Annotated in this window: 21 protein-coding genes; 15 read left to right on the top strand and 6 right to left on the bottom strand. The window is 41.4% G+C overall.

Translation table 11 applies throughout. The features are described from left to right. The gene (locus B9T34_RS05705; RefSeq protein WP_086212206.1) at window positions 1-1,689 is read right to left on the bottom strand and encodes a sigma 54-interacting transcriptional regulator; all 1,689 of its coding nucleotides are present in this window, start codon (window positions 1,687-1,689) and stop codon (window positions 1-3) included. Between the two features lie 731 nt (window positions 1,690-2,420). Between B9T34_RS05705 and B9T34_RS05700 the strand changes: the two genes are divergently transcribed. Next, complete coding sequence (locus B9T34_RS05700) at window positions 2,421-2,906, top strand: VOC family protein (protein ID WP_086212205.1); 486 nt, start codon at window positions 2,421-2,423, stop codon at window positions 2,904-2,906. Window positions 2,907-3,068: 162 nt separating this feature from the next. On the opposite strand, the gene B9T34_RS05695 is transcribed toward B9T34_RS05700, so the two are convergent. Together B9T34_RS05695 and B9T34_RS05690 are read right to left on the bottom strand one after the other, a co-directional pair. Continuing rightward, window positions 3,069-4,031: a M48 family metallopeptidase gene (locus B9T34_RS05695; RefSeq protein WP_171265131.1), complete on the bottom strand. Its 963-nt coding sequence runs from the start codon at window positions 4,029-4,031 to the stop codon at window positions 3,069-3,071. A gap of 557 nt (window positions 4,032-4,588) precedes the next feature. After that, on the bottom strand, window positions 4,589-4,771 hold the full coding sequence (locus tag B9T34_RS05690; RefSeq protein WP_086212203.1) for a hypothetical protein: 183 nt from the start codon (window positions 4,769-4,771) through the stop codon (window positions 4,589-4,591). A 416-nt stretch (window positions 4,772-5,187) separates the two neighbouring features. On the opposite strand from B9T34_RS05690, the gene B9T34_RS05685 reads away from it, so the two are divergent. From B9T34_RS05685 to B9T34_RS05675, 3 genes are all read left to right on the top strand, one after another. Beyond that, window positions 5,188-6,399, top strand: coding sequence for a DcaP family trimeric outer membrane transporter (locus B9T34_RS05685; RefSeq protein WP_086212202.1), 1,212 nt, complete (start codon window positions 5,188-5,190; stop codon window positions 6,397-6,399). A 520-nt stretch (window positions 6,400-6,919) separates the two neighbouring features. Next, the gene (locus B9T34_RS05680; RefSeq protein WP_086212201.1) at window positions 6,920-8,266 is read left to right on the top strand and encodes an MFS transporter; all 1,347 of its coding nucleotides are present in this window, start codon (window positions 6,920-6,922) and stop codon (window positions 8,264-8,266) included. Window positions 8,267-8,346: 80 nt separating this feature from the next. Then, window positions 8,347-9,543, top strand: coding sequence for an MFS transporter (locus B9T34_RS05675; RefSeq protein ID WP_086212200.1), 1,197 nt, complete (start codon window positions 8,347-8,349; stop codon window positions 9,541-9,543). Window positions 9,544-9,609: 66 nt separating this feature from the next. Here the strand turns inward: B9T34_RS05675 and B9T34_RS05670 are convergent, their stop codons facing one another. Next, window positions 9,610-10,521 carry a LysR family transcriptional regulator gene (locus B9T34_RS05670; RefSeq protein ID WP_086212199.1) on the bottom strand — a complete coding sequence of 304 codons (912 nt, stop codon included), beginning with the start codon at window positions 10,519-10,521 and terminating at the stop codon, window positions 9,610-9,612. A 74-nt stretch (window positions 10,522-10,595) separates the two neighbouring features. On the opposite strand from B9T34_RS05670, the gene B9T34_RS05665 reads away from it, so the two are divergent. After that, window positions 10,596-12,269, top strand: a complete 1,674-nt coding sequence (locus B9T34_RS05665; protein ID WP_086212198.1) for an FAD-dependent oxidoreductase — start codon at window positions 10,596-10,598, stop codon at window positions 12,267-12,269. 156 nt (window positions 12,270-12,425) lie between these two features. Here the strand turns inward: B9T34_RS05665 and B9T34_RS05660 are convergent, their stop codons facing one another. After that, complete coding sequence (locus B9T34_RS05660; RefSeq protein ID WP_171265130.1) at window positions 12,426-13,334, bottom strand: LysR family transcriptional regulator; 909 nt, start codon at window positions 13,332-13,334, stop codon at window positions 12,426-12,428. Between the two features lie 112 nt (window positions 13,335-13,446). Further along, window positions 13,447-13,767 (bottom strand): 2Fe-2S iron-sulfur cluster-binding protein, encoded by a 321-nt coding sequence (locus B9T34_RS05655; RefSeq protein ID WP_086212196.1) that lies wholly within the window; start codon window positions 13,765-13,767, stop codon window positions 13,447-13,449. A 277-nt stretch (window positions 13,768-14,044) separates the two neighbouring features. Between B9T34_RS05655 and B9T34_RS05650 the strand changes: the two genes are divergently transcribed. The 10 genes from B9T34_RS05650 (at window position 14,045) to B9T34_RS05610 (ending at window position 23,384) form a co-directional block, all read left to right on the top strand. Then, the gene (locus tag B9T34_RS05650; RefSeq protein ID WP_086212195.1) at window positions 14,045-15,454 is read left to right on the top strand and encodes an aromatic ring-hydroxylating oxygenase subunit alpha; all 1,410 of its coding nucleotides are present in this window, start codon (window positions 14,045-14,047) and stop codon (window positions 15,452-15,454) included. Beyond that, a complete protein-coding gene (locus B9T34_RS05645) occupies window positions 15,447-16,211 on the top strand; it encodes an SDR family NAD(P)-dependent oxidoreductase (protein WP_086212194.1) in 765 nt (254 codons plus the stop codon). The genes B9T34_RS05650 and B9T34_RS05645 overlap by 8 nt, the downstream gene beginning before the upstream one ends. Further along, complete coding sequence (locus tag B9T34_RS05640) at window positions 16,208-16,771, top strand: 3-phenylpropionate/cinnamic acid dioxygenase subunit beta (protein WP_086212193.1); 564 nt, start codon at window positions 16,208-16,210, stop codon at window positions 16,769-16,771. Before B9T34_RS05645 ends, B9T34_RS05640 begins: the two co-directional genes overlap by 4 nt. Window positions 16,772-16,782: 11 nt before the next feature. After that, window positions 16,783-16,962 (top strand): hypothetical protein, encoded by a 180-nt coding sequence (locus tag B9T34_RS05635; RefSeq protein ID WP_086212192.1) that lies wholly within the window; start codon window positions 16,783-16,785, stop codon window positions 16,960-16,962. Then, entirely contained in the window at window positions 16,963-17,361 is a 399-nt protein-coding gene (locus B9T34_RS05630) for a hypothetical protein (RefSeq protein ID WP_086212191.1), read from the top strand. A 9-nt stretch (window positions 17,362-17,370) separates the two neighbouring features. After that, complete coding sequence (locus B9T34_RS05625; RefSeq protein WP_086212190.1) at window positions 17,371-18,612, top strand: NAD(P)/FAD-dependent oxidoreductase; 1,242 nt, start codon at window positions 17,371-17,373, stop codon at window positions 18,610-18,612. Between the two features lie 189 nt (window positions 18,613-18,801). Then, window positions 18,802-19,494 carry a GntR family transcriptional regulator gene (locus B9T34_RS05620; RefSeq protein WP_086212189.1) on the top strand — a complete coding sequence of 231 codons (693 nt, stop codon included), beginning with the start codon at window positions 18,802-18,804 and terminating at the stop codon, window positions 19,492-19,494. Between the two features lie 230 nt (window positions 19,495-19,724). After that, entirely contained in the window at window positions 19,725-19,850 is a 126-nt protein-coding gene (locus tag B9T34_RS19110) for a hypothetical protein (RefSeq protein WP_265733474.1), read from the top strand. Continuing rightward, entirely contained in the window at window positions 19,847-21,013 is a 1,167-nt protein-coding gene (locus B9T34_RS05615) for a phosphotransferase enzyme family protein (protein WP_086212188.1), read from the top strand. Before B9T34_RS19110 ends, B9T34_RS05615 begins: the two co-directional genes overlap by 4 nt. Before the next feature lie 184 nt (window positions 21,014-21,197). Beyond that, the gene (locus tag B9T34_RS05610) at window positions 21,198-23,384 is read left to right on the top strand and encodes a TonB-dependent siderophore receptor (RefSeq protein ID WP_086212436.1); all 2,187 of its coding nucleotides are present in this window, start codon (window positions 21,198-21,200) and stop codon (window positions 23,382-23,384) included. Window positions 23,385-23,397: the final 13 nt, after the last annotated feature.

The raw sequence follows: 23,397 nt of genomic DNA, 5'->3' as shown, positions 1-23,397 counted from the left end.
TTAAGCCAATTTCTTTTGTTTATAGCCCATTTGCGCTCGGCTGATTCCTAATAGCCTTGCCGCGGCGCATAAATTACCCTTGCTGCGCTGAATGGCGGCTTTCACAAATAAGTTCTCAATTGAATCTAAACTTGTTTGTTTATCTAGAAGGTTATTTACAAACTCTTCAAAGGGTTTATTTACAGCTTCAGTGATTTTTCCTTCACGGTCTAAAATGTTTATATTTTCATCAAGCAGGGTGGTGTATGAGGGTGGAAATAACATAGCAGCATCAATGAAGCTGTCCTGATGTGCAAGGATTATGCCCCGTTCAATGACATTTTCCAGTTCCCGAATATTACCTGGCCAGTCGTGTGACTGCAGTGCATGAATAGCCTTGTCAGTAAGCCCTTTGATTCGTTTACCTTCACGAGCAGAAAACTTATCAATAAAGCGCTGTGCTAGAGCCAAAATGTCGTTCTTACGTTCTTTTAACGGCGGAATAGATACGGGAAAAACGTTCAAACGGTAATACAAATCCTTTCTAAAGCTTCCATTTGCTACAGCTTCAGCAAGGTCGACATTGGTCGCAGCAATGACACGTACATTCACTTTACGTGTTTCAGTACTGCCTAAGCGGTCTATATCGCCAGATTGCAAAGCGCGTAAAAGGCGTGTTTGAGCCGCCATGCTTAGCTCGCCAACTTCGTCTAAAAAGAGTGTGCCGCCATCAGCCCGTTCAAATCGTCCAGCTCGTGACGTTTGTGCTCCAGTAAAAGCACCTTTTTCAATACCAAAGAGCTCTGATTCAATGAGTTCATTTGGTAGAGCGCCACAGTTTACAGCGACAAAGGGTTTGTCCGCTCTAGGACTTGCATTATGAATGGCGTTGGCGAAAACATCTTTACCTACTCCAGTTTCACCTAATAACAAAACAGTGACGGTGCTTGATGATGCTTTTTCAGCCAGTGTCCAAGCCTCTTTGAATTTTTCAGATTCGCCAATTAAATCAGTAGGCATAAACGGCTTAGGAAGCGCTTGCTTTAAATCTTCAACCTGATTTTGCAAGGCTAAAATTTGTTCTACAATTGAATCAGATTGATAGTATTTAAGCTCTTCAGAAACTTCGTCCCATTCTTCTAAAGGTTTGCCGACAAAACGGGGGCCTTTAGGCGTAATTTCAACCTGCTTATGCAGAATAAACCGGTTCATGATGCCGCTGACATATCCTGTTGCGTGACCTAATTCACTCCATGCTATAGGGGTTTGATCAGGGCCAATAAAACCTTTGTGGATTTGATACTCAATTGAATTTTCCCAAATCGCATCTATAAAATAGTTTCCCTTTTCAATGTCAATTTCAACGGCTCTTAGCTCTACTTTCACCATCCCTTCTAGCGCATGGAGAAGAGGGCCTTTGTGCAATAATTCTAAATCGGAAAGACCTTTGTAGCTTGCTTTGACAATTTCAGCATCTCTTAAACCCGCGGCATATCCAATACGGGTTAAAATACCGCGTGTGCGCTCTAAGCCAAGCGTTTCAATGAGTTCTTTACGCAGAGCGATTAATGATGAGGAATGCATGAGCATCATGCGTTCTTCATCAAGCCAAATCTGTCCCGTTTCAAACGAGAATCTAAGTCTCGAAGAAATTTCGGAAATACCTGGTGAACTCTTGTCCCAATCCTTGAGACGAACCGTTTGAGTCATTTGAGTGTTCCTGCACTTTATTTTTATCATTCCTAATAATTTATAAGATTACAATTAGGGTGCAGGAAGTCAATTGTATAAAAGTTAAATCGACATTTTATTGAGTTCTAAGCTGATGCTGATATTTTTGGATGTTGAAAAATTTCATTAATAGTATTGCACAAAAATGAGATGATTCTTTTTAAGCCTCCATTAGTGACTTATAGTGTGTCAACTTAGCTGGAAACAATTCCAGTAGTGTTTAATGCTGTTATGCTTTACATAAGTTATGATACTCCTTTATAAAATGCTGTTTTATTTATATTATTTTTTTTCTGATATTTGAAGTAGGTGTATTCATGGCTGGACGGCTGCTCAATAAAACTATATACAGTCTAATTAATCTTGCAATGGCAACGTTTTAGATTTGGTTTAGAAAACGACTGTTCCTAAGGCGCATCATCGTGAAACTTTATTGTTTTTCTATTTATGTTCAGAATGTCATTACAAGATCCGCACTAAAATAAATTTATTCAGATTTCATTGTTTTGTTTTTAGAAGTGCAGTTATTTTTGAGCATTATTAAAACGCATATTGTTTAATAAATATATAGTTAATTTAAAAGTCAATTTCATTTTTTGATAGATATGGAAAGTGCGCAGTATAGCTTTGGTTAGGCTGAGGTACGCAGCATGTAAATCTATGCAAAAAAGAGCAGAATAAAGTCAGCCTTATCTCAATGGAGATTTGAAATGACGGATATAGCGAAGAATACGATTTGCCTTTGGTATGATGATAATGCTGAAGAAGCTGCTAAATTTTACGCCGAGACATTTCCAGATTCATTTATTAGCGCCATTCACCGCGCGCCTGGTGATTATCCATCGGGAAGTGAGGGGGATGTGCTGACAGTGGAGTTCACAGTGCTGGGGGTTGCATGCTTAGGGCTGAATGGCGGTCCGTATTTCAAACACAGTGAAGCATTTTCATTTCAGGTTGCAACTGAAGATCAAGATGAAACAGACCGTTATTGGAATGCCATTGTTGGAAATGGCGGTCAGGAAAGTGATTGCGGATGGTGCAAAGACAAGTGGGGCATTTCTTGGCAAATCACGCCGGTTGTTTTAACCAAGGCTTTCACAAGCCCAAACCGTGCGGCTGCTAAACGGGCATTTGATGCAATGATGACTATGAAGAAAATAGATATCTCTGTGATTGAAAATGCGTTTCGAGGCTGAAAAATCTTGATAAGTTGAGCATCGGCGCTTTGATTGCTTTTATACAAGTATGAATACTGCGTTTAGAAGCAGCTATGAATAAGCCCCTTTCAAAAAGGGGCTTATTATGTCAAGAGATCATATTTCAAATAAAAATCAATGATTCACTGTATATATTTGAAATTACATCGCGCTTTCAGATGTATATACATCTTTGTTGTGCGCGCTGACTTCGGTCTCAGCTAAAGTGGCATTATGTGGAGGATTTTGTTCTGACAAAGCAGTCGATAATGTATTTTGAGGCAAAGCCTTTTCAGTATCGGATATGTTCGGAATGATATTGTTGCTTACAATAATCTTCTTGGGAAATTTCCATTGAATTATGTTTGATGTATCTACAACTGCAGTCACATCATAGGCTTGATAAACTTTGTTCAGCGCTTCAAGATTTTCGTAGACAAATTTCCGTCGCTGTTCAAAATGCGGGTGAGTCGCGAATAGTGTAGGTAAACGAGACAAAACTGGGTGCGCCTTTTTAAATACAGGTTCAATTTTATTGAATGTATCTACTGCCGCTAAAGGGTTATAGCCTGCACGCGCCAATAAGTCTAAACCGATAATATCAGCCTCTTTTTCTATCGTGCGTGAGTAAGTGTTGCCATAAATATCATGCGTTAGGCTGGATACATATGCAGTCGCACCATTGGTCACAAAAGCTGCGGCCAATAATGACGGGGCAACCACTTTTTTCCAGCTCATCGCTTCACGGTTATGCTGGCGGATTGCATGCGCCATTTCGTGAGAAATAATAACCGCGAGATTATCGTCAGTTAGATCTTGGTAATACAGGGCAGATGAAATGAAAATTGCGCCATTATCTAAAGCATAGGCATTAATTTTACGGTTGGATTGCAGTGTAATGGACCAGTTAATTTTACGGTCATTGTCCAAATAGTGCGCTGTGTATGGAATGAGCCGATTCATAACGCTGACTAGGCGGTCTTCATAGGACTCATACTTAATCTTTGATGCAGCACCAAAGATTTTAGTCATTTCTTTCTCACTTTTGTTCTGAACATATTGTTCAGATAAAAGCATAAATTGTTTACGTTCAGCAGCTTGTGTGCCTATTTTGGTTGTACTCATACAGCCAGTAAAGACAGTGGCTGCTAAAGATAGGGCAAGAATTCCTATCTTGCGGAACTTGATCATTTTCAAGGGTGGGAACTCTGTCAGCAAATTAAAAAAAGCAAAAAATGTACAAATAAAAAGCGACTGATTATTAACAATAAGGTTTATAAAAAAAACAATAAAATACTGGTAAAAATAAAAAAAATAATATTTAAAATTTAATTGATGAAAATAGTATATAAATTACAAATACTTAATTTTTTAGATTTTATGATTTTTATCTACATGTGTTATCACAGTGGTTGTATTTGAGATTGATGTTGTGATCTGTAGGATGACAGTTGTGGAAAGAAGCGGAGAAGCTTTACAACATCTAGGATGTATTGAAGACCAATGACTATTTTTATTTAATGAGAAAAAATTAAAAGGTGTGTATTTTATAAAAATTATTATTTATTTTAATTAATGATTATTTAATTGAATGTTGTTGCTGGTTGATTGTACTGGTAATAAGATATTAAAATAAATAAACCCGCATGATGCGGGTTTATTGATAAACACGGGGGAGGTGTTTATTTTGCAACTGCTTCAGAAGCTGCAGCTTCAACAGCAGGAGTTACTGTAACAGTTGCTTCTTGAACAGCAACTTCAGATGCAGCGGCTTCTACAGGTTGTTTTTCAACTTCTGCTGCAACAGCGGCAACACAGTTAACAGAAATAACAGCAGTAAGTGCCAGTTTAGATAAAATGTTCATATATATGAATCCATTAAGTTGATTTAGGTTTCAAACTTTAATGAATTTTTAATAGATACAATGTTAGTAACAGTGGCTTTTGTGTAACTAAAAAAGGTGAAATGTTACATGAAAAGTGATTCTTATCATGATTGTAAAATGATTTGTGATTTAAGTCGGCGCTCGGTTTTTTGTGAAAAATAAGAAATAGAAGAATTTATTTTTATTCTAGATTTGTTTAATGCGATTATTTTGATTGTTTAATTGGTCTTTTTAACTTGTATTTATATTTTTTTAAGATGCTATAAGCATATTTTATAATTTGAATATATTTATAAAATTGTTTTCATTTTGTTCGTGCTAGTTTTTATTCCCGCTTTAAATACACGTGCTTGATGCACGGATAAGGCAGTTTATTTTAATTCAAGGAATGAATCATGGCGCTTACAAAGCATGCTTTAGCGATAGCTGTATGTACTTTACCTACCATCATCTGGGCAAACGGCAATTTAAATACGGAAATTGAAGAGCTCCGGAAAAAACTAGAGGTTCTGGAACAAAAGGCCAATGTGCAGGATCAGCAGATTAAAGAAATGACTGCGGTGAAACCTGAAGCTGCAAAACCATTAAGTGGCATAGAATTAAAGCCTTATGGTTTTGTTCGTGCTGATATCGCCTATCATTTTGAAGGCTCAGATAAGATTTTTAATAAAATAAATACAGTTCCATTAAATGACAGTACGCAAAGTGCCAATGGAAAAACATTATTCAATGTGAATGCCAGCCGTTTGGGTTTGGATCTGAAAACGAAGATTGATCAGCAGGATGTCAGCGGCAAGATAGAAATTGATTTTCGGGGCGGCAGCGAACAAGATCAGTTGCGAATTCGTCATGCCTATATCAAAGTGAATAATTGGCTATTTGGACAAACAACGTCGCCTTTTGTCTCTGCAGATATATTGCCGGAAATGGTGGATTTTATGGCCAATGTAGGCGGCGGAATTCAGCGCAATCCGATGATCCAATATCAGCATCAATTTAATAAAAATATGAGCAGCTGGGTAGCACTGGAAGATGGCGCCAACAGTAAAAATCTGGTTGATAAAACACGCTTGCCTGCACTGACCACTAAAACTCAGTTTAAGTCAGATGATGGCAAAAGTGTTCTGAATGTTAGAACATTGGCGATGCAGAAAAAAACCAGTTCTGACGAAGCCCTGACATGGGGGCTTGGCGTGGGCGGGGTATATCAAATTGATAGCCAGAATAAGCTGCATGCGGATTATTACCATGTCAAAGGTGATAATAAATTTATGCTCTTCGCCAATGATGCCTATGCCGTAAATGCGGATAAAGAAATTATTGAAAATGAATATGATTCATTGGCGTTGGGCTTTACACATAATTGGAATAGTCAGTGGCGTTCGACACTGGGCTTTGGAGCTATGCGGGCAGATGATGGCGGTGAGTATGCGCGGTTAATGCCTGCAGCGAATGAAAGCCTATATCAAGGCTGGGTGAATTTATTTTATAGCCCGAGCAAATCACTCACTTATGCTGTGGAATATGTATATGGTGAGCGTACAACATTTGAGTCTAAGCAGGGTACAGACAGCCGTTTAGAAGCAATGGTCCGTTATGCATTTTAAAGAAAATTTCATCTGCAGATTTTGTCATTAATCGGCCATGAAAAAATTATAGCTTATGGCGTTTAGAAGTCCTAAAAGCATTTGGGACTTCATTTTCAACAGCAGGTCAAATGAATTATGAAGAATGATTGGCGTCATAATTTTGACTAAATTCTGGCATACATGTTGATTTTTTTGATGCATCTGTAGATAAAATATAGGATATGCAGATTTGCAGTAATCTGTCTTTGGTCTTGTGCTAATGAATTGATCTTAAATTGATTTTTAATATTCCCGCTGATCTATCCAGCAGTTAGTGGCGCACTTTTTTGTGCTCAATATTTTGATTTTTGCTCTATAGCAGATTTTATAACATTGGAAAATTAATTAATAAATTTAATAAATTTTTGATAGAGACTGAATATATCCTAGATCATACCTGACTAATTCAGATGGAATATTTTTAGAGCTATAAATTGACATGATGTCGGCTCACATATTTAAAGTTTAGGACTCATGGCTGAGTCACAAGGAAGGAAATATGGATGTAAATGAAAATTCAGTGATTGCAAAAGCGATGGACCGTAAAGTGACTTTACGGCTCATGCCATTGCTGCTGGTCTGTTACGTTTTTGCAAACCTAGACCGTATTAATATCGGCTTTGCGAAAATGCAGATGTCAATGGATCTTGGCTTCTCAGACACGATGTATGGTTTAGGGGCGGGTTTATTCTTTATTGCTTATGCACTGTTTGGCCTGCCGAGTAATATGGCTTTGGATAAATTTGGCGCGAAACGCTGGATCTGTACCATTATGGTGATTTGGGGCATTTTGTCTGCGGGGATGTGCTTTGTTAAAACTGCGGAGCAATTCTACACATTGCGCTTCTTATTAGGTGCTGCAGAAGCGGGTTTCTTCCCTGGTATTATTTTATATATTACTCGCTGGTTCCCACGCCGCCGCCGCGCAACCATGAGCGCTTGGTTTGCTTTAGCCGTGCCAATTGCGGGTATTTTGGGTGGGCCAATTTCAGGTTTAATCATTGATGGCATGAATCATGTCAGCGGATTAAGCGGCTGGCAATGGATGTTTATCCTTGAAGGTATTCCAGTCCTGTTCCTTGGCTATCTTGTGTACAAAATACTGCCAGATACCATCAATGAAGCGACTTTCTTAACAGCTCAAGAAAAAGCGCAATTAGTGGGTGAGCTAAACGCTGAAGAGACCAAGAAAACCGAGGCTGCAACGTCATTTGCGGGCATATTTTTCAATAAATATGTGTGGATTCTGGTCATTATGTATTTCGCTGTACGTCTCAGCGTAAATACCTTGTCTTATTGGATGCCGACATTTATTCATGGTACAGGGGTTTCAAGCAATACCACAGTCGGTTTCCTTACAGCAATTCCGTATATTGCTGGCGTAATATTCATGCTGTACATTGGCCGATCTTCTGACCGTACGGGTGAGCGCCGCTGGCATTTGTTTACTTGTATGGTAATGAGTGCAATTGGCCTTGCTATTGCTGGTGTCATGTCGAGCAGTGTCGTAGCCGTGATGATTGGTCTATCAATTGCCTGCATGGGCGGAAATGCTGCCTTGCCGCTTTATTGGCAGTTCCCGCCAGCATTCTTAACAACGGCAATGCTATCTGCAGGTTTGGCAATTATCAGTTCCTTCGGCAGTATCGCATCATTTGCAGCACCTTATATGATTGGCTGGATGCGCGACAATATTGCAGATCCTGGCATGGCGCTGTATATCATTTCCTTTATGATTTTCTTGGGTGCGTTGGTTGTGTTAACCATTCCTGCAAAGCAAGTGAACCGTACATCTTCAAATGAAAATACTAAATCTGGTGTTAAAAATGAGGCAGTAACAAGCTAAGTTGCATATAGTGCTTGTACTAAGGAAGACACTCTGTTTATGCAGAGTGTCTTTTTGACTTTCATAAATAAGTAGATGATATGAATAATAAACAGGCTGATATTTCAGGGCCAATCATTTTATTGATGGCAATTGCATGCGGCTTATGTACTGGCAGCAATTATTATAGTCAGCCTTTGCTGAATTCGATTGCAATTGAATTTGGCGCTGAAAAAACATCTGCAGCCTATATCAGCTTTATTGCGCAAAGCATGTATACCTTGGGGCTTTTCCTCCTTGTGCCCTTGGGTGACATGTTTGAAAAAAAGAAAACGATTGTTTGCTTTATGGCGCTGGCAGCATGCGGTCAGCTGATTTGCGCATTTTCCAGCAGTTTAAATTGGATGTATATCGGGACAGCCATCAGCAGTTTGTTCTCCATTGGCGCGCAAGTGTTGATTCCATTTGCAACCCTATTGGTACGGCCTGAACGCAGTGCGCAGGTTGTCGGTACGCTAATGAGCGGTTTGCTGATGGGCATTCTCTTTGCCCGAACAGTAGCAGGCTTACTTTCGACCTTTATGAGCTGGCATGCCATTTATGTGTTAAGCGGACTATTGCTGGCTGGTGCATCTGTTCTAATCTATTTGAAACTGCCAGAGTTTCAGCCCAAAAAAATTGTCTACAAAGATATTTTTATATCCATGCATGATTTGTTGAAAACGCAGCCCATTTTACAAAAGCGCGCGATTTTAGGCGGGCTGTGTTTTGCGGCAGTCAGCTCTGTATTTACCACGATGGCTCTGGTTTTGTCCGAAGCGCCTTATTTTTATTCAGACTTTCAGATTGGCTTGGTTGGTTTAGTTGGGATTACCGGCGTGTTGCTGGGGCCATGGACCGGTAAAGTTTTTCAGCGCGGCGATGAAGCAAAATGGACTCGTAACTCAATGTATCTGCTGGTTATAAGTTGGGTGGTTTTATTGGGCGCGCAAATCCATCTGCTGATTTATTTGGCAGGGTTGATCATTATTTATGTGGCGCTCTCCATTATTCATATTTTAAATCAAAATGTGGTTTATCAAATTGATCCAAACTCGCGCTCACGGCTTAATTCAATTTATATGACCATTTATTTTTCGGGTGCAGCGCTCGGCTCTATTGCCGCAATTTATCTTTGGCATCACTGGGGCTGGATCGGCTGCTGCATGTTTGGATTAGCGCTATCTATAAGCTGTACAGTGATTAATACGTTTTGGAAAGCAGCCACACAGCCAGTTCCATCAATGAACTACGAATAAGCTATATTTACTGTAATTTATAAAGGCTGCATGCATAAACTATTGGTCAGAAATTGGGTGATTAATTTATGCAGGCAGCTGATTCAAAAATGCTTGGGCGCTAGGACTCAGATTTTTATCTTTTAAATGAATGAGTGAAATATTACGCTGCACAATCGGGTCTGTGAGCGGGTAAACCTTTACATCCTGATCGGCGGCATTTACCGCAGAGCGCGGGACTAAGCCAATACCTAAACCTGATTTGACTAATGCCAATACAGTACTGATCAGTGAAACTTCATGTGCAATGCAGACATCCTGCAGTATATTTTTTTGTTGCAGCACTTGGTCAATAGACGTGCGTATACCATAGCCGACTTTGGTCAAAATTAAGGGCTGCTGTTTTAAATCCTCCCAATAAATATCAGCAGAAGGGAGTTCAAACTTATCGGTGCAGACTGCAACAATTTCATCTTGCATGACGGTATAAGTGCTAAGGCTTGGCAGTTGCTTATCTAAAGCGCCTAAGGCCAAATCAGCTTTATCTTTGAGTAAGCAAGGTATGAGTTGCAGTGGTTCACATTCTACAATATGGATTCTGATTTGCGGATGCTGTTCCTGAAAAGAGGATAGCAATTTAGGCAGTACATTTTGTGAGCTGTAAGGCGTCACAGCCAGCGTTAAACTGCCCGCATGCAGCGCTGTATAATCCTGCATGACACGGTTTAAATCATCTAACTCATTCAGTGCGCGTAATATGAAAGGCAGGACTTGTTCTGCCGCAGCAGTCGGTTTGAGTGTGCGGGTGGCGCGGTCAAATAATTTAACCCCCAGTTTATTTTCCAGCTCTTTAATCAGTACCGTAACCGCAGGTTGAGTCAGGGCTAAATCTTCAGCTGCAGCTGACATATGTCCAAATTCATAAACCGCAATAAAAGCAAGCATTTGACGAATGCTTGGTAAGTCTTTTAACAATAATTTTTTTTTATCAATCTGCATAAAAAATTCATTTCCTTATGATGTTTATGTTCAGTTTAATGAGTGGGCAGTGTGAATATTGATCAGGAGGAAAAATGATTCAGCACTATCAAACTCAGGTATGCATTATTGGCGCAGGCCCAGTGGGTTTAACATTGGCGATGGATTTGGCTCAGCGCGGCATACAAGTCATCATCACCGAAATTCGTCATAAGGGCGAAGCGCCCAATGTAAAATGCAATCATGTTTCTGCCCGTTCTATGGAAATTTTCCGCCGTTTGGGTGTTGCTCAAATGGTGCGTCAAACAGGATTGCCAGATGATTACCCTAATGATGTTGCGTATAAAACCCGATTTTTAGGTCAGGAATTGTCACGTATTCGTATTCCCAGCCGCAATGCGCGCTATAGTGCAATCGAAGGGCCAGATACGGGTTGGCCAACTGCGGAACCGCCGCATCGAATTAACCAAATTTATTTGGAGCCAGTGCTATTTCAGCATGCTGAAAAACAGCAGAATATTCGTATTTTAAACCGTACAGAAGCTTTAGATTTTAGTGAAAATTCCACTTCTTGTGAAGTACAGGCAATAGATTTAGAGAGCCAAAAACAGATTAAAATCAGTGCAGATTTTATTGTTGGCTGTGATGGCGGACGCTCGATGGTTCGCAAGAAAATGGGCACTCAGCTTTCAGGTGTGGGTGAGCTGGGCAAAGTGCAATCGACTTGTATTCGAGCGCCGAAATTACTCTCCAAATTAACGCAGGCACCTGCTTGGACGACCTTCTCCGTGAACCCAGAACGAAGCGGCAATGTCTACGCAATTGATGGTAAGGAAATCTGGCTCATTCATAATTACTTAAATGATCATGAACATGATTTTGACGCCATTGACCGCAATGATTCTATACGGGCTATTTTAGGTGTAGATGAGCAGTTTGAATATGAGGTACTGTCTAAAGAAGACTGGACAGCGCGGCGCTTGGTCGCGGATCAATTCCGTAAAGGACGAGTGTTTATTTGTGGAGATGCAGCGCATTTATGGGTGCCTATGGCGGGCTATGGCATGAATGCTGGTATTGCCGACGCCATGAATTTATCTTGGACTTTGGCGGCATATTTAAATGGCTGGGCGGGAGAGGAAATTTTAGATATTTACCAAATTGAACGTCAGCCCATTACCAGCCAAGTCTCAAAATTCGCAATGAATCATGCTTTGGCGCTGCATAAAGAGCGTCAGCAAATACCGTCTGATATTGAAGATCAAACGGAATCAGGTGCGGTAAGCCGTGCGGCATTTGGTCAGGTGCTGTACGATTTAAATGTTCGCCAATACTGCTGTTCTGGTTTGAATTTTGGCTATTATTATGAAAATTCGCCCGTTATTGCTTATGACGAGGAAAGTGCTCCAGCCTATGATATGAATGCATTTGTCAGCTCGACAGTACCGGGCTGCAGGCTGCCGGATTTTTATCTCAAGAATCAGGATTCTTTGTATGATTGCTTGGGCGCAGAATACAGCTTGCTGTGTTTTGGTTCAGATATAGATCTTCAGCGAATCCAACAGCAGGCTACGGACATGAATTTTCCATTAAGCATTCTTTTATTGCAGCAAGAGCAGGTGCCGGAAGGTTTAGGCTATAAACATGCTTATATCTTGGTGCGGCCAGACCAGCATGTGGCATGGCGCGGAAATACCTTGCCAGAAAATTTAGAAGCATTTTTGAATCAATTTTCTGCAAAACAATTGCCGCGCTCATTGGCTGTGTAAATATATTTTGAGCAATTTAATACCGCGAAGATAGATATTGCTGTCTTTGCGGTTTTTAAACTTAGCTTTATCGCTAGAGCGGGTGACGTAAAAAAAGAATAAATGGATAGCAATCTGTGAATAAAAATGGCGTTAGAATTGCGCCATTTTTCTACTTTAGATTTTATCTTTAAAATTGGTTTTAATGAAATTAATAAAATCATAAAGATAGTGATCAACCTGAATCGATTTAGAATAAACCAGTGAGATAGTGCGAGAGATTTCAGGCTCGATCAGCAGTTTGTAGCAGAAGTCGTCATCGGCAAAATATTTAGCAATAGATAGCGGCACAATGGTTGTGCCCAGCCCAGCTTTAGCCAATGAAATAGCGGTATTAATCATAGTCACTTGCTGAACAATATTTAATTCTTCCAGCAAGTTTAAGTTTAAAAAGGTATGGTTAATTAGGTCACGGATACCATAACCGGGTTTAACCAAAATCAGTTTATGAGTTTGCAGGGAACTCCATGCGATGCTGTCCTGCTCAGTTGCAAAAAAATTCTTCGGCCCAAGCGCAACCAGAGGATCTTCAAATAATGCCGAAATTTTATAGCCATCAATATTGCGTATAGAGGCACCAATAGCAATATCGGCATCGTTTTGATTGAGATAGCTGTAAAACTCAGTCGGAGAACAGTCTTCTAAATTTAAGCGTATGTCCGGGTTGAGCACCGAAAATTCTTGAAGCAGGGGGGCAAGAAAAGTTTGGGTGACGGTTGCCGTAGAGACGATATTAATCTGCTTAATGGGTGAGCTGTTTTTGTGCTGAAAATTATCGTACAGTTCATTTAAATCACGAAGCACACGCGAGATATAGCGGTTGGCCTCATGCGCTTCTTCGGTACGTTCTAATTTTCGAGTAGTGCGCTTGAACAGCTGTACGCCTAACTTATCTTCTAAATCCTTAATCAGTGTCGTGATTGCAGGCTGGGTTACATGCATGCGTTTGGCTGTTTCTGAAACACTGCCTAATTCATACAGAATTTGAAACGCGCGCATCTGCTGAATACTGGGGATATATTTCATAAGCTGTTTTCTTCCATAAATAAAGATAGACCGTCCTGACCTATTCAATTCTTCGCTTTGCGGATATATCCCTAGCATAATCTATTTTATATAAATATTGCTTATAAAAAAATCAACCTTGCTGTGAAGGCAGATAAATTTTAATGCCATCCAGTTGTTCGCTCATTTTAATTTGGCAGCTTAGGCGGGAAGTATCTTTCACTTCAAAGGCAAATTCCAGCATGCCTTCTTCGTCGCCTTCCGCAGCGCCAACTTTGCTGAACCAGTCATCCCCAACATAGCAATGGCAAGTTGCACAAGAGCATGCGCCGCCGCAATCTGCTTGAATGCCTTGTATACCGTTTCGTACAGCTGTTTCCATAATTGAGCGGCCGTTTTCAGCTTCGACAACTGTAGATTGACCCATGTGGTCGATAAATTCGATTTTAGCCATTTAAAAAATTCCTTTTCATTGAATAAGCTTAATTTAGGCGCAGCCTTTCTAAAATCCTATTTATGAAATCTTATAAGTGAAAAAATCATATAAATTTTAATAATAAATTTGCTTTTGGATAATTTTAATTGATAAATAAATTAGATTTTTTAATGTCTGAATTTTATTTATAAAAATTCCTTATACCTAATTTGCTGATTATTTTTCTAGGATAGATGTATCTGAAATAGGCAGTTCAAGCTTGCCTTTGACTCTATCGCTGTAAAAGGAAATCGTGATGACGGATCAAGGAAATCAAAAGAAATTTATCAATCAGGTGCGGGGCACGGTCGACCGCAAAATTTTTACCGCAGAAGATATTTTCCAAAAAGAACTGGAAACTGTCTACACCCGCGCTTGGCTATTTGTGGGCCATGAAAGCCAAATTCCGAAACCAGGTGACTTTTTCAGCTCACGCATGGGTAAAGAATCAGTCATTTTAGTGCGTGATAAAAACAGCCAAGTTCACGTATTTTTAAACTCTTGCCGTCATCGCGGGATGAAGGTTTGCCGTCATGAATCAGGCAATACGTCATTATTTACTTGCCCATATCACAGCTGGTCATTCTCTACAGATGGACAGCTGCGCGGCGTGCCGATGCAAAAAGACATTTATGGCGATTGCTTTGATAAAGCCGATTGGTCATTGATTGAAGTTGCAAAACTGGAAATTTATAAGGGCACAGTTTGGGCAACGTGGGATCCAGAAGCGCCAGATTTTCTAGAATATTTAGGCGATGCGAAAACTCATTTAGATTTAGCGCTCGATCACCGTGATGGCCGTCTAGGCGGTTCGGAAGTGGTGGGTGTCCATAAGTGGATTTTCCCTGCGAACTGGAAATACGCCGCAGAAAACTTCTTAGGCGATACTTATCATAACCCAAGTCACCGTTCGGTAGATTTGATCGGTATTGGCCCATCGGCTGAGCAAGGCGTAAAAGGCCGCCGTGATAATGAACTTGAGTTTTCAAAGCATGTTTGGGTGAGCTTCCCGCATGGCCATGGTGTGCATTCTGCTGTTCAGCCTGAAGGTCAGGAATACGTCGAACAGTTTAAGAATGATCCAGAAATTGAAGAATACTTCCGTTCTAACTTTGAAAAACGCAAAGCGGTCAAAGGTGATGATTACCGCCTGCGTCCATTTGTCGGCACGATTTTCCCAAATACATCGTTCCATGGCACACAGCCGCGAAGTTTATGTGTATGGCATCCGCATAGTGCAACAGAAACTGAAGGCTGGCGCTTCTTCTTGGTCGATGCCGATGCACCTGAAAAAGTGAAAAGTTTCCTGCGTCATTACTACATGCGCTATTCAGGCCCTGCAGGCATGACAGAGCAGGACGATATGGAAAACTGGCTGTATGCAACCCAAGCTTGTGCTGGGGTGATTTCACAGCGTTATCCATTTAACTATCAGCAGTCATTGGGCAAAACTTATCTCAATCCAGTGGTGAATGGCCTGCAAATTAATGGTGATGTCAGTACAACTGTGACAGAGCACATGGCGCGCGGTTTCTACTTGCGCTGGAATGATTACATCAATGGTGAAAACTGGGATGTGTTGTCTGGCAAGCAGGATGAACGTTTTGATCCAGCCTTTGCAAATACCTTAGAAGCTGCACCTGTAAAGGAAATTGCTGATGAATAAAGTGGTGATGGTGTCTGGCGGCAATGCAGGTTTAGGGCTGGAAATCAGCCAGCGCCTGCAAGCGCTTGGCAATACCGTGGTTGCCTTTGGTTTGGCAGAGCATTTGCAGCATGAAACTGAAGTGTTTGTAACGGGGCAGGTCAATTATGCCGCTGCCGATTTGACCAATGAACAACATATACAGCAATTGTGTGAACGCACGGCAGAAGCTTTTGGACGCATTGATGCCATTGTGAATAACGCAGCTTTAGGGCCGCTTGGAACTTTGGACAATACATCGGTTGAAACTTGGCAAGCTATTCACAATGTGAATTTGCTTGGCCCATTTATTTTTGCCAAAGCTGCTCTGCCTTATATGAAAGAACAGGGCGGTGGGTGTGTGGTGAACATTGGATCTGGTGCAGGTTGGGGTAAGGCCAATATGTTGGCTTATGCAGCTTCTAAAGGTGGTCTGATGGCTTTTAATCAGGCGCTGGCACTGGATGTATTTCAATACAAAATCCGAGTGAATGCGCTGATTCCTGGCGGCGGCGGGATTGTCACGCCAATGAGCTTAGAGCGCTTCCAAGGCAGTCAAGAGGCTTTGCAGGCCAAAGCTATTGGTTCAGTGGCTGGACGGCCAATTCATGGCAGCGATATGGCGGATGCCATTGAGTTTTTAATTTCTGATGCGTCGCAAACCATCAGCGGCACCATTATTGATGTGGGCTGCTTCCATCATCAGGGAACATCAACACCATTAGGGATAGCAAAATGACTGTATTAGCAGAATTAACTGAAGCAAAACCAGCCATTAATTTGGCCTTAAAAGCAGAGATTGAAGACTTCTTTTATCAAGAAGCGGATTTTGTCGATGAGCGTAAGTTTAAAGACTGGCTGGATATGCTGCATGAAGACATTAAATACTTCATGCCAATGCGCCGCAATGTGAAATTCGGTCAGCATGCAGAACGTGAAAATACCCGTGAGGGACAGGACATCAGCTGGTTTGATGAAGGCAAATGGACGCTAGCCAAACGTGTCGAGCAAATTCTGACTGGCGTGCATTATGCCGAAGAACCGTTATCACGTACGTCACATCTGCTCACCAATATTCGTGTGCTGGAACATGGTGTAGACGAAAATCAGCAGGAATTTGTCAAAACCAGCTGCCGCTTTTTTGTTTATCTGAACCGTGTGGAATATGAGGTCAATGAAATGATTGGCAAGCGCTACGACACACTGGTCAAAACTGAAGCAGGCTGGAAAGTACTGCGCCGTGAAATCATTCTTGACCAAAATGTGTTGTTGGTGAAGAACTTAACGACATTCTTCTAAGGAGCAGAAGCATGATTAATCTATACGATATTCAAGTAGGCGATGGTATTACCACCAAAAAAGGCCTGCAGGGAATTTGCACAGAAAATATGGGCGATGGTCAATGGATTGAAATTGAGTGTGACGGCAATATCGAGCTGGTGCACAGTCAGGATATTCAAGACGTTCAGCCTGCTGCTGGACAAAATTAAATGCTGCGGGCCTATTTTTTGGCCTGCGATTTTTATCCCCAGATACTTTTCGCAGGCGATAAGCCGGATTTGGTGCCGCTGCTGGATGCCTTGGATGAGCTGACAGATTTTGGGCAGCCTATTTCGCTGCAGCAAGATTCTAGGATTTATTTGCAAGACTTCAGCTTATCGCTTGCGCTTTGCGAGGCAGAAGCTGAAGGCGGCGTGTTTGAGCTTGATGCGATGCGCTTTGAATGGCGTATGAGCAAAGATACGGCATTGGATTTTTATCAAGACTTGGAAGATTTGCTGTGCCAGCCTGAGTTATCGGGATCACTCTTTTTTGAAATGCTGCGGCTGGACGAAATCAAAATTAAAATTTCGATGAATGAATTTGACGATTCATATCTGCAAAATTAAGGAACCAGTATGGAATATGGTTTGATTATTATCGGTGCAGGGCAAGCCGCAGCGCAATGCGCTGTAAAAACACGGGATAAAGGATTTACAGGCAGTATTTTAGTCATTGGTGCAGAAGCCTATTTGCCTTATCAGCGTCCGCCCTTATCCAAAAAATATTTGAGCGGTGAATTGGCGTATGAAGAATTGCTGATTTATCCAGAAAGTTTTTATAATGGCAAAAACATTCAATTTCAATTGAATACGCAGATTAGCCAGATTCATCCACAAGATAATGCAGTGGAAACATCAGCGGGTGAAAAACTGCATTATCAGAATTTGGTCATCGCGACAGGATCACGGCCAAATCAGCTGCCAGAAAGCATATTGCCTAAGCTAGACAATGTTTTTTCATTCCGTGGCATCGACGATTGTCATGATATTCAAAACCACTTTCAGCCTGATCAGCATTTGGTGATTTTGGGTGGAGGATATATTGGTTTGGAATTGGCAGCGGTGGCTAAAAATAAAGGACTCCATGTGACCTTGCTGGAAAAAAGTCCACGTATTTTGCAGCGTGTGGCTTGTGAAGAAAGCAGTACCTATATTCGTAAAGTGCATCAGCAGCATGGCGTAAATATTTTGGAAAATGCCAATGTTGCCACTTTTATGCATGACGCGGGCAATTTGCAAAAAATCGTTTTAGACGATCAGCAAGAATTGCCCGTTGATTTAATGGTGGTGGGTATTGGTGTGACTGCCAATTATGAACAGGCGGAAGCTTGCGGCATCACCATTCAGAATCGTGCGATTTATGTCGATGCCCAGTGCCGTACCAATATTCAGAATATTTATGCCATTGGTGACTGTACGTGCTTTGAGCTAGGTGGACAGCTGACACGTTTAGAATCTGTACAAAACGCCAATGAACAGGCAGAGATTGCCGCCAGTGCCATCAACCAGCAGGCGTGCAGCTATAAACCTGTTCCATGGTTCTGGTCAGATCAGTTTAATTTAAAACTGCAAATTTCAGGCTTTGCGCGCGATTATAACCGCGTTTATAGCCGTATTGATGAGGCAAAAGCGACAGCCAGCTTCTGGTATTTTTATCAGAATCACTTGGTGGCTGTCGATGCGATTAATGATCCGCGTGCCTTTATGCTGTCTAAAAAATATTTAGGCAAATCAGTTGTACAGGCAGAGCGTATTGAAGATTTACAGTGTGAGTTAAAAGAAGTGTTTAGTCCGCAACCTGATAAAATAGCGGGCTAATTCAATCTGAATATTGCTCTAAATCAACATGTATGCCTCCTTCGGGAGGCATTTTATTGTCCTTTAATAGTGATTTAATCAGATGAAGTGCTTGAGCTGAATCTTCTTGCTTTATAATAAGCGGGGTTAAAATACGTGGCGGCGTTTTTAAGTGTATTGCCAGCCCATTTCAAGTAAAGGATAGCGCATATGAAATACATGGAAATCAGGAACTTGATTGGGCAGGAACTGCAGCAATATGCTCCCAATCAGCTGATTCCATCCGAGCGTTATTTGGCGCTGAAATATAATTGCTCGCGTGAAACTGTGCGTAAAGCTTATGAACAGCTGCGCGCTGAAGATAAAATTTATAAAGTGCATAATGTAGGCTGGTTTGTTAGCAATAAAAAAATTCAGTACTATCCAGCTTCGATTGAAAACTTTAACAGCTACTTAAAAGCGCAGGGTTTTAGCGCTAAAACAGAATTAATTTCTGCCAAATTGGTCGATGCCGCTTTTGATGGCGCAGATGTTTTCGACCCTGCAATAAGCCAAGACGGTTTTTTTGAAATTATCCGTTTGCGTTATGCCGATAATGTTCCAGTTTTGCTCGAATATAATTATTTACCTGCTGCTTTATTTCCCAATTTTCTTGATTTTGATGTCATTCCTTCAGTTGAAGAGGTTGTAAAAAACCATTTTAAATTGAATTACAGCAGCAGCCGTTTAAAAATTAAGAATACAGCAGCAGAAGCGTTTGATGGCAAGCAGCTTGGGATTCCATCGAGTCAAACAGCGATTCGTATTGAGCGTATTTCTATGTCTGATAATCAAGTGATTGAATTTGATATTGAAATATGGCCTGAAGATAAAATTGAGATGAATATGGAGATCCATGCTTAAACGGATTTTTTTTTAGAATGTAGAGATCTGCTTCTCTGGGATCTTATTATTTATAGCACGAAAGTGTTTTACAGATAAAACAAATGCTGTTCAATGATTTAAAAACGAACTGATAATAATGATGCATCGAATAAATAGTTTAAAAAAATAATTTGATCAGTAAATAATATTGGTATGTACCACTTATATCTAATACATTTCGCACTGTTTTATCGGGTGTGGGGTGATGCATGGCTCAAAGTTTTCAATATAACTATGATCGTCAAGATTGCTGGCTGGGCTTAAATCCATTCAGCTTTTTGAATGCTCCACTTCATGTGTTTGACGCTATTCGATTTTTGGGTGCTGCCGCATGATGGATCAGACCGAAAATTTGGGTCATGGCATGGGAGAAAGCCCCGAAGCCAAAGATTGGCAGGATATTTCCAGCATTGATCTGCACTTACTTCAACAGCACTATCCGCAACTGATTGGTCAACAGACTATTTTATGGCGCAGCCCGCGTCCTTTTTCCGCTGCACTGTTGCTGCAGGTAAATGCTCAGATCTTTTTTGTTAAACGCAGCAGCCGGTTATTCCGCAGTGCGCAAGATTTAAAGCAAGAACATCAACTGATCCGCTATTTAAATGTGCAAGGCATAGTTGTGCCAAAAATTGTATCTGCACGTCATGGCGCAACGGCAGTGGAATTGGGGGAGTGGAGCTATGAAGTGCATGAAAAAGCGCATGGCGTTGATCCCTATGCCAATCAGCTGTCTTGGAAACCGTTCTTTTGTGCAGCGCATGCCGCCAAAGCAGGCCAAAAATTAGCAGCACTGCATCAAGCGTCAATGCATTATTCAGTCACTCAGGGGCGAAGTGCTAAGCAGTTGATTTCGAATCAAGACTTGCTGGAAAGTGAAAATATCCATCTAGCTATTTCACACCGCATTAAACGCAGTCCAGCGCTGAGTGAATATTTTGCAGATAAAGTTCTAGATGCAGCTTGGCTGAATCAGCTGAGCAGTGTGCATAGCCAGATTAAAAGCACAATGCAGCAAGTGCCCAAAATTTGGACTCATAACGATTTTCATGCCTCTAATTTACTGTGGTCAGATGCAAGTGATGCAGCAAAGATTACAACCGTTATTGATTTTGGCTTAGCGGATCGCTGCAGTGCTGTTTATGATTTGGCTGTGGCGATTGAGCGTAATTTTATTGATTGGCTGGCGTTGGCACAGGGGCCTGATCTTTATATCGATGAAGCGGGTTTGACTGCTTTTGTTCAGGCTTATATTGAGCAGGCGGGATTGAGTCCAGAGCTGGACGTGCTGCCTGAACTAATCAAAATTGTGCATAGCGATTTTGCCCTGTCGGAGTTGGAATACTTTGCGGGTATTACCCAAAATATCAAACATGCCGATGCTGCCTATTTTGATTGGCTGATTGCGCATACGGCATGGTTCTTCCAGCCGCAAGGCCTGCAATTCTGTCACAAGTTGGCGCAGCTGATTCAGCCTTACAGGATGCTTGAGTCATGAAGCATCTCTACATTTTTAAGGCTGTTTTGATTCACTTCAAGTTTGTAATGAATGCTCTAGGCAATACAGCGATAGCCTGCATTAATTTTTCAATTTCAAAGTTTATTGATTTCAACGCCAAGCTATCACGACTGCAGCTTGCAGATTGATGCACCGCGCTTTAGGGAAAACGGAAAGGTTAAACATGAAGCTTCAATTTAAGCAAAATTCATTGGTATTGGCAGTCAAAGCTGCGGTTCTGTCACAGCTTTGTATTGCGCCTGCTGTGTTTGCAGCAGATGCAATTAAAACTTTAGAGACGATTGTCGTTACAGCGCCGCAAGCGGATGCTGTAGATAAAAAAACTGTGGCATTGGAAGGCTTTGGCACTCAAGAATTAAAAAAAGCGCCGGCATCCATCAGTGTGTTGAATGCGGATATGATTGAAGATCAGCATGCACGGATCTTGGCGGATGTCGTAAAAAATGATGCTTCGGTTGGAGACAGCTATGCGCCGATTGGCTATTACTCAAACTTTGTTTCACGCGGCTTTGCGCTGGATTTAGGTTCCAGCTACCTGCTGAATGGCAATGTGGTGCGCGGTGAGCAAAATCTGTCTTTAGAAAATAAAGAGCGGGTAGAAATTCTGAAAGGCATTTCAGCCATTCAAAGCGGCATGTCTACGCCAGGCGGTGTAGTGAATTATGTGTCCAAGCGCCCAGCAGATGTAAAGTCGGTCAGTTTTAACTTAGATGAATATGGGCAGTTTTCTGTCACAACCGATTTGGGTGGTTTTACTGGCAATGAACAACAGTTCGGTTACCGCGTGAATTTGGTCGGCGAGCAGATCAACAGCTATGTCGATCATGTGGGCGGCAAGCGCTACATGGGTTCTGCGGCGCTGGACTGGAATATCACAGACAAGTCCGCATTGCAGTTTGATTTTGAATCGCAGCGCCAGCAGCAGCGCTCAGTGCCTGGCTATCAGCTTTTAGATGGCAAAGTGCCGCAAAATGTGCAAGCAGACCGCTTATTGGCCTACCAGAGCTGGGGTAAGCCAGTCACTATGGATAGCATTAACAGCAGTTTAAAATACAGCTATGATTTGAATGATCTTTGGACGGCTGATTTAATTGGCGCCTACAGCCGAGTAAAAATTGATGACTACTCCACATTTGCATGGGGCTGTTACAGCAGTGTCTGTCAATATAGCGGCCTAGGCAATGGCTTTGATGCCAACGGCAATTACGATATTTATGATTATCAAAACCCAGACGATACCTATGTCACTCGCCAGTTAAAAGCACAGTTGCAAGGGCAATGGTCATTGGCTAATACTTTGCATCATGTAAATCTTGAGCTGGCGCAAACGGATAAGTCGCGTAAGCGTAACGATAGTCTAAACATCAATTTAAGTGACAGAACTGGAATAGTTGGTAATATTTATAATGATACAGTTGATTTACCACCAGCAACTGAAGCAGTTGGCGCACGCTACAAAGCGCTAGATAGTTCACAAATTGCTTTAACTATTTCGGATCGAATAGAATTTGGAAAGCAATGGTCAGCGTTATTAGGCGGAAAATGGATTCATTTGGACGAACAAGGATATAACGAACTCAGCATTCAAACCCGTGACACCAATTTAGATAAATTCTTGCCGCAGCTAGCGCTGAGCTATAGCCCAACCGACGATATCACCCTATATGCCTCTTATGCCAAAGGTTTATCTGATGGCCGTTCTGCCGCATGGTATGCAGAAAATGGCGATGATATTTTGGCGCCTATTCAATCTGAACAATATGAGTTGGGCTACAAACAGCAAATTAATCAGTTTTTATTGACTGCAGCGCTATTTGATTTGCGTCAGGACAATCAATATACAGTTTATTCACCAGCTGTGGATGAATATTATTTCATTGCAGAAGGCGAGCAGCATAGCCGCGGTATGGAGTTGGGTGTATCAGGCAATATCACTCCGCGTTTAAGTATGAATACGACAATGGCATATAGCCGTACACGTTTGGAAGATGTGTCTAATGCTGTATATGCAGGCCATCAAATGCAAAATGCGCCGAAATTCCGCGCTGCCAGTTTCATGACTTATGATCTGCCGCAAGTTGAAGGGCTAAAACTGATGGCAGGCGGACGCTATAGCTCAAGTAAATTTGCCAACCGTGAAGCCACTGCCAAAGTAGGCGGATATAGTGTATTTGATGCAGGTGCAGCCTATACCTTTAAATGGAATAAAACCGATGCAGAACTACGCTTAAATGTAGACAACCTGTTCAATAAAAAATATTGGCGCGATGTAGGCGAGTCGGATGGTGATGGCTACATGTTCCTTGGCGCGCCGCGTACAGCCAATCTTGCTTTAAAGCTGGATTTCTAAATAGGTAGGACAT

The sequence above is a fragment of the Acinetobacter sp. ANC 3813 genome (genome assembly GCF_002135435.1).
In the GTDB taxonomy this organism is placed as follows: domain Bacteria; phylum Pseudomonadota; class Gammaproteobacteria; order Pseudomonadales; family Moraxellaceae; genus Acinetobacter.
Note: the sequence above shows the minus strand (reverse complement) of the source record. Positions and strands in the feature narration are given on the sequence as shown.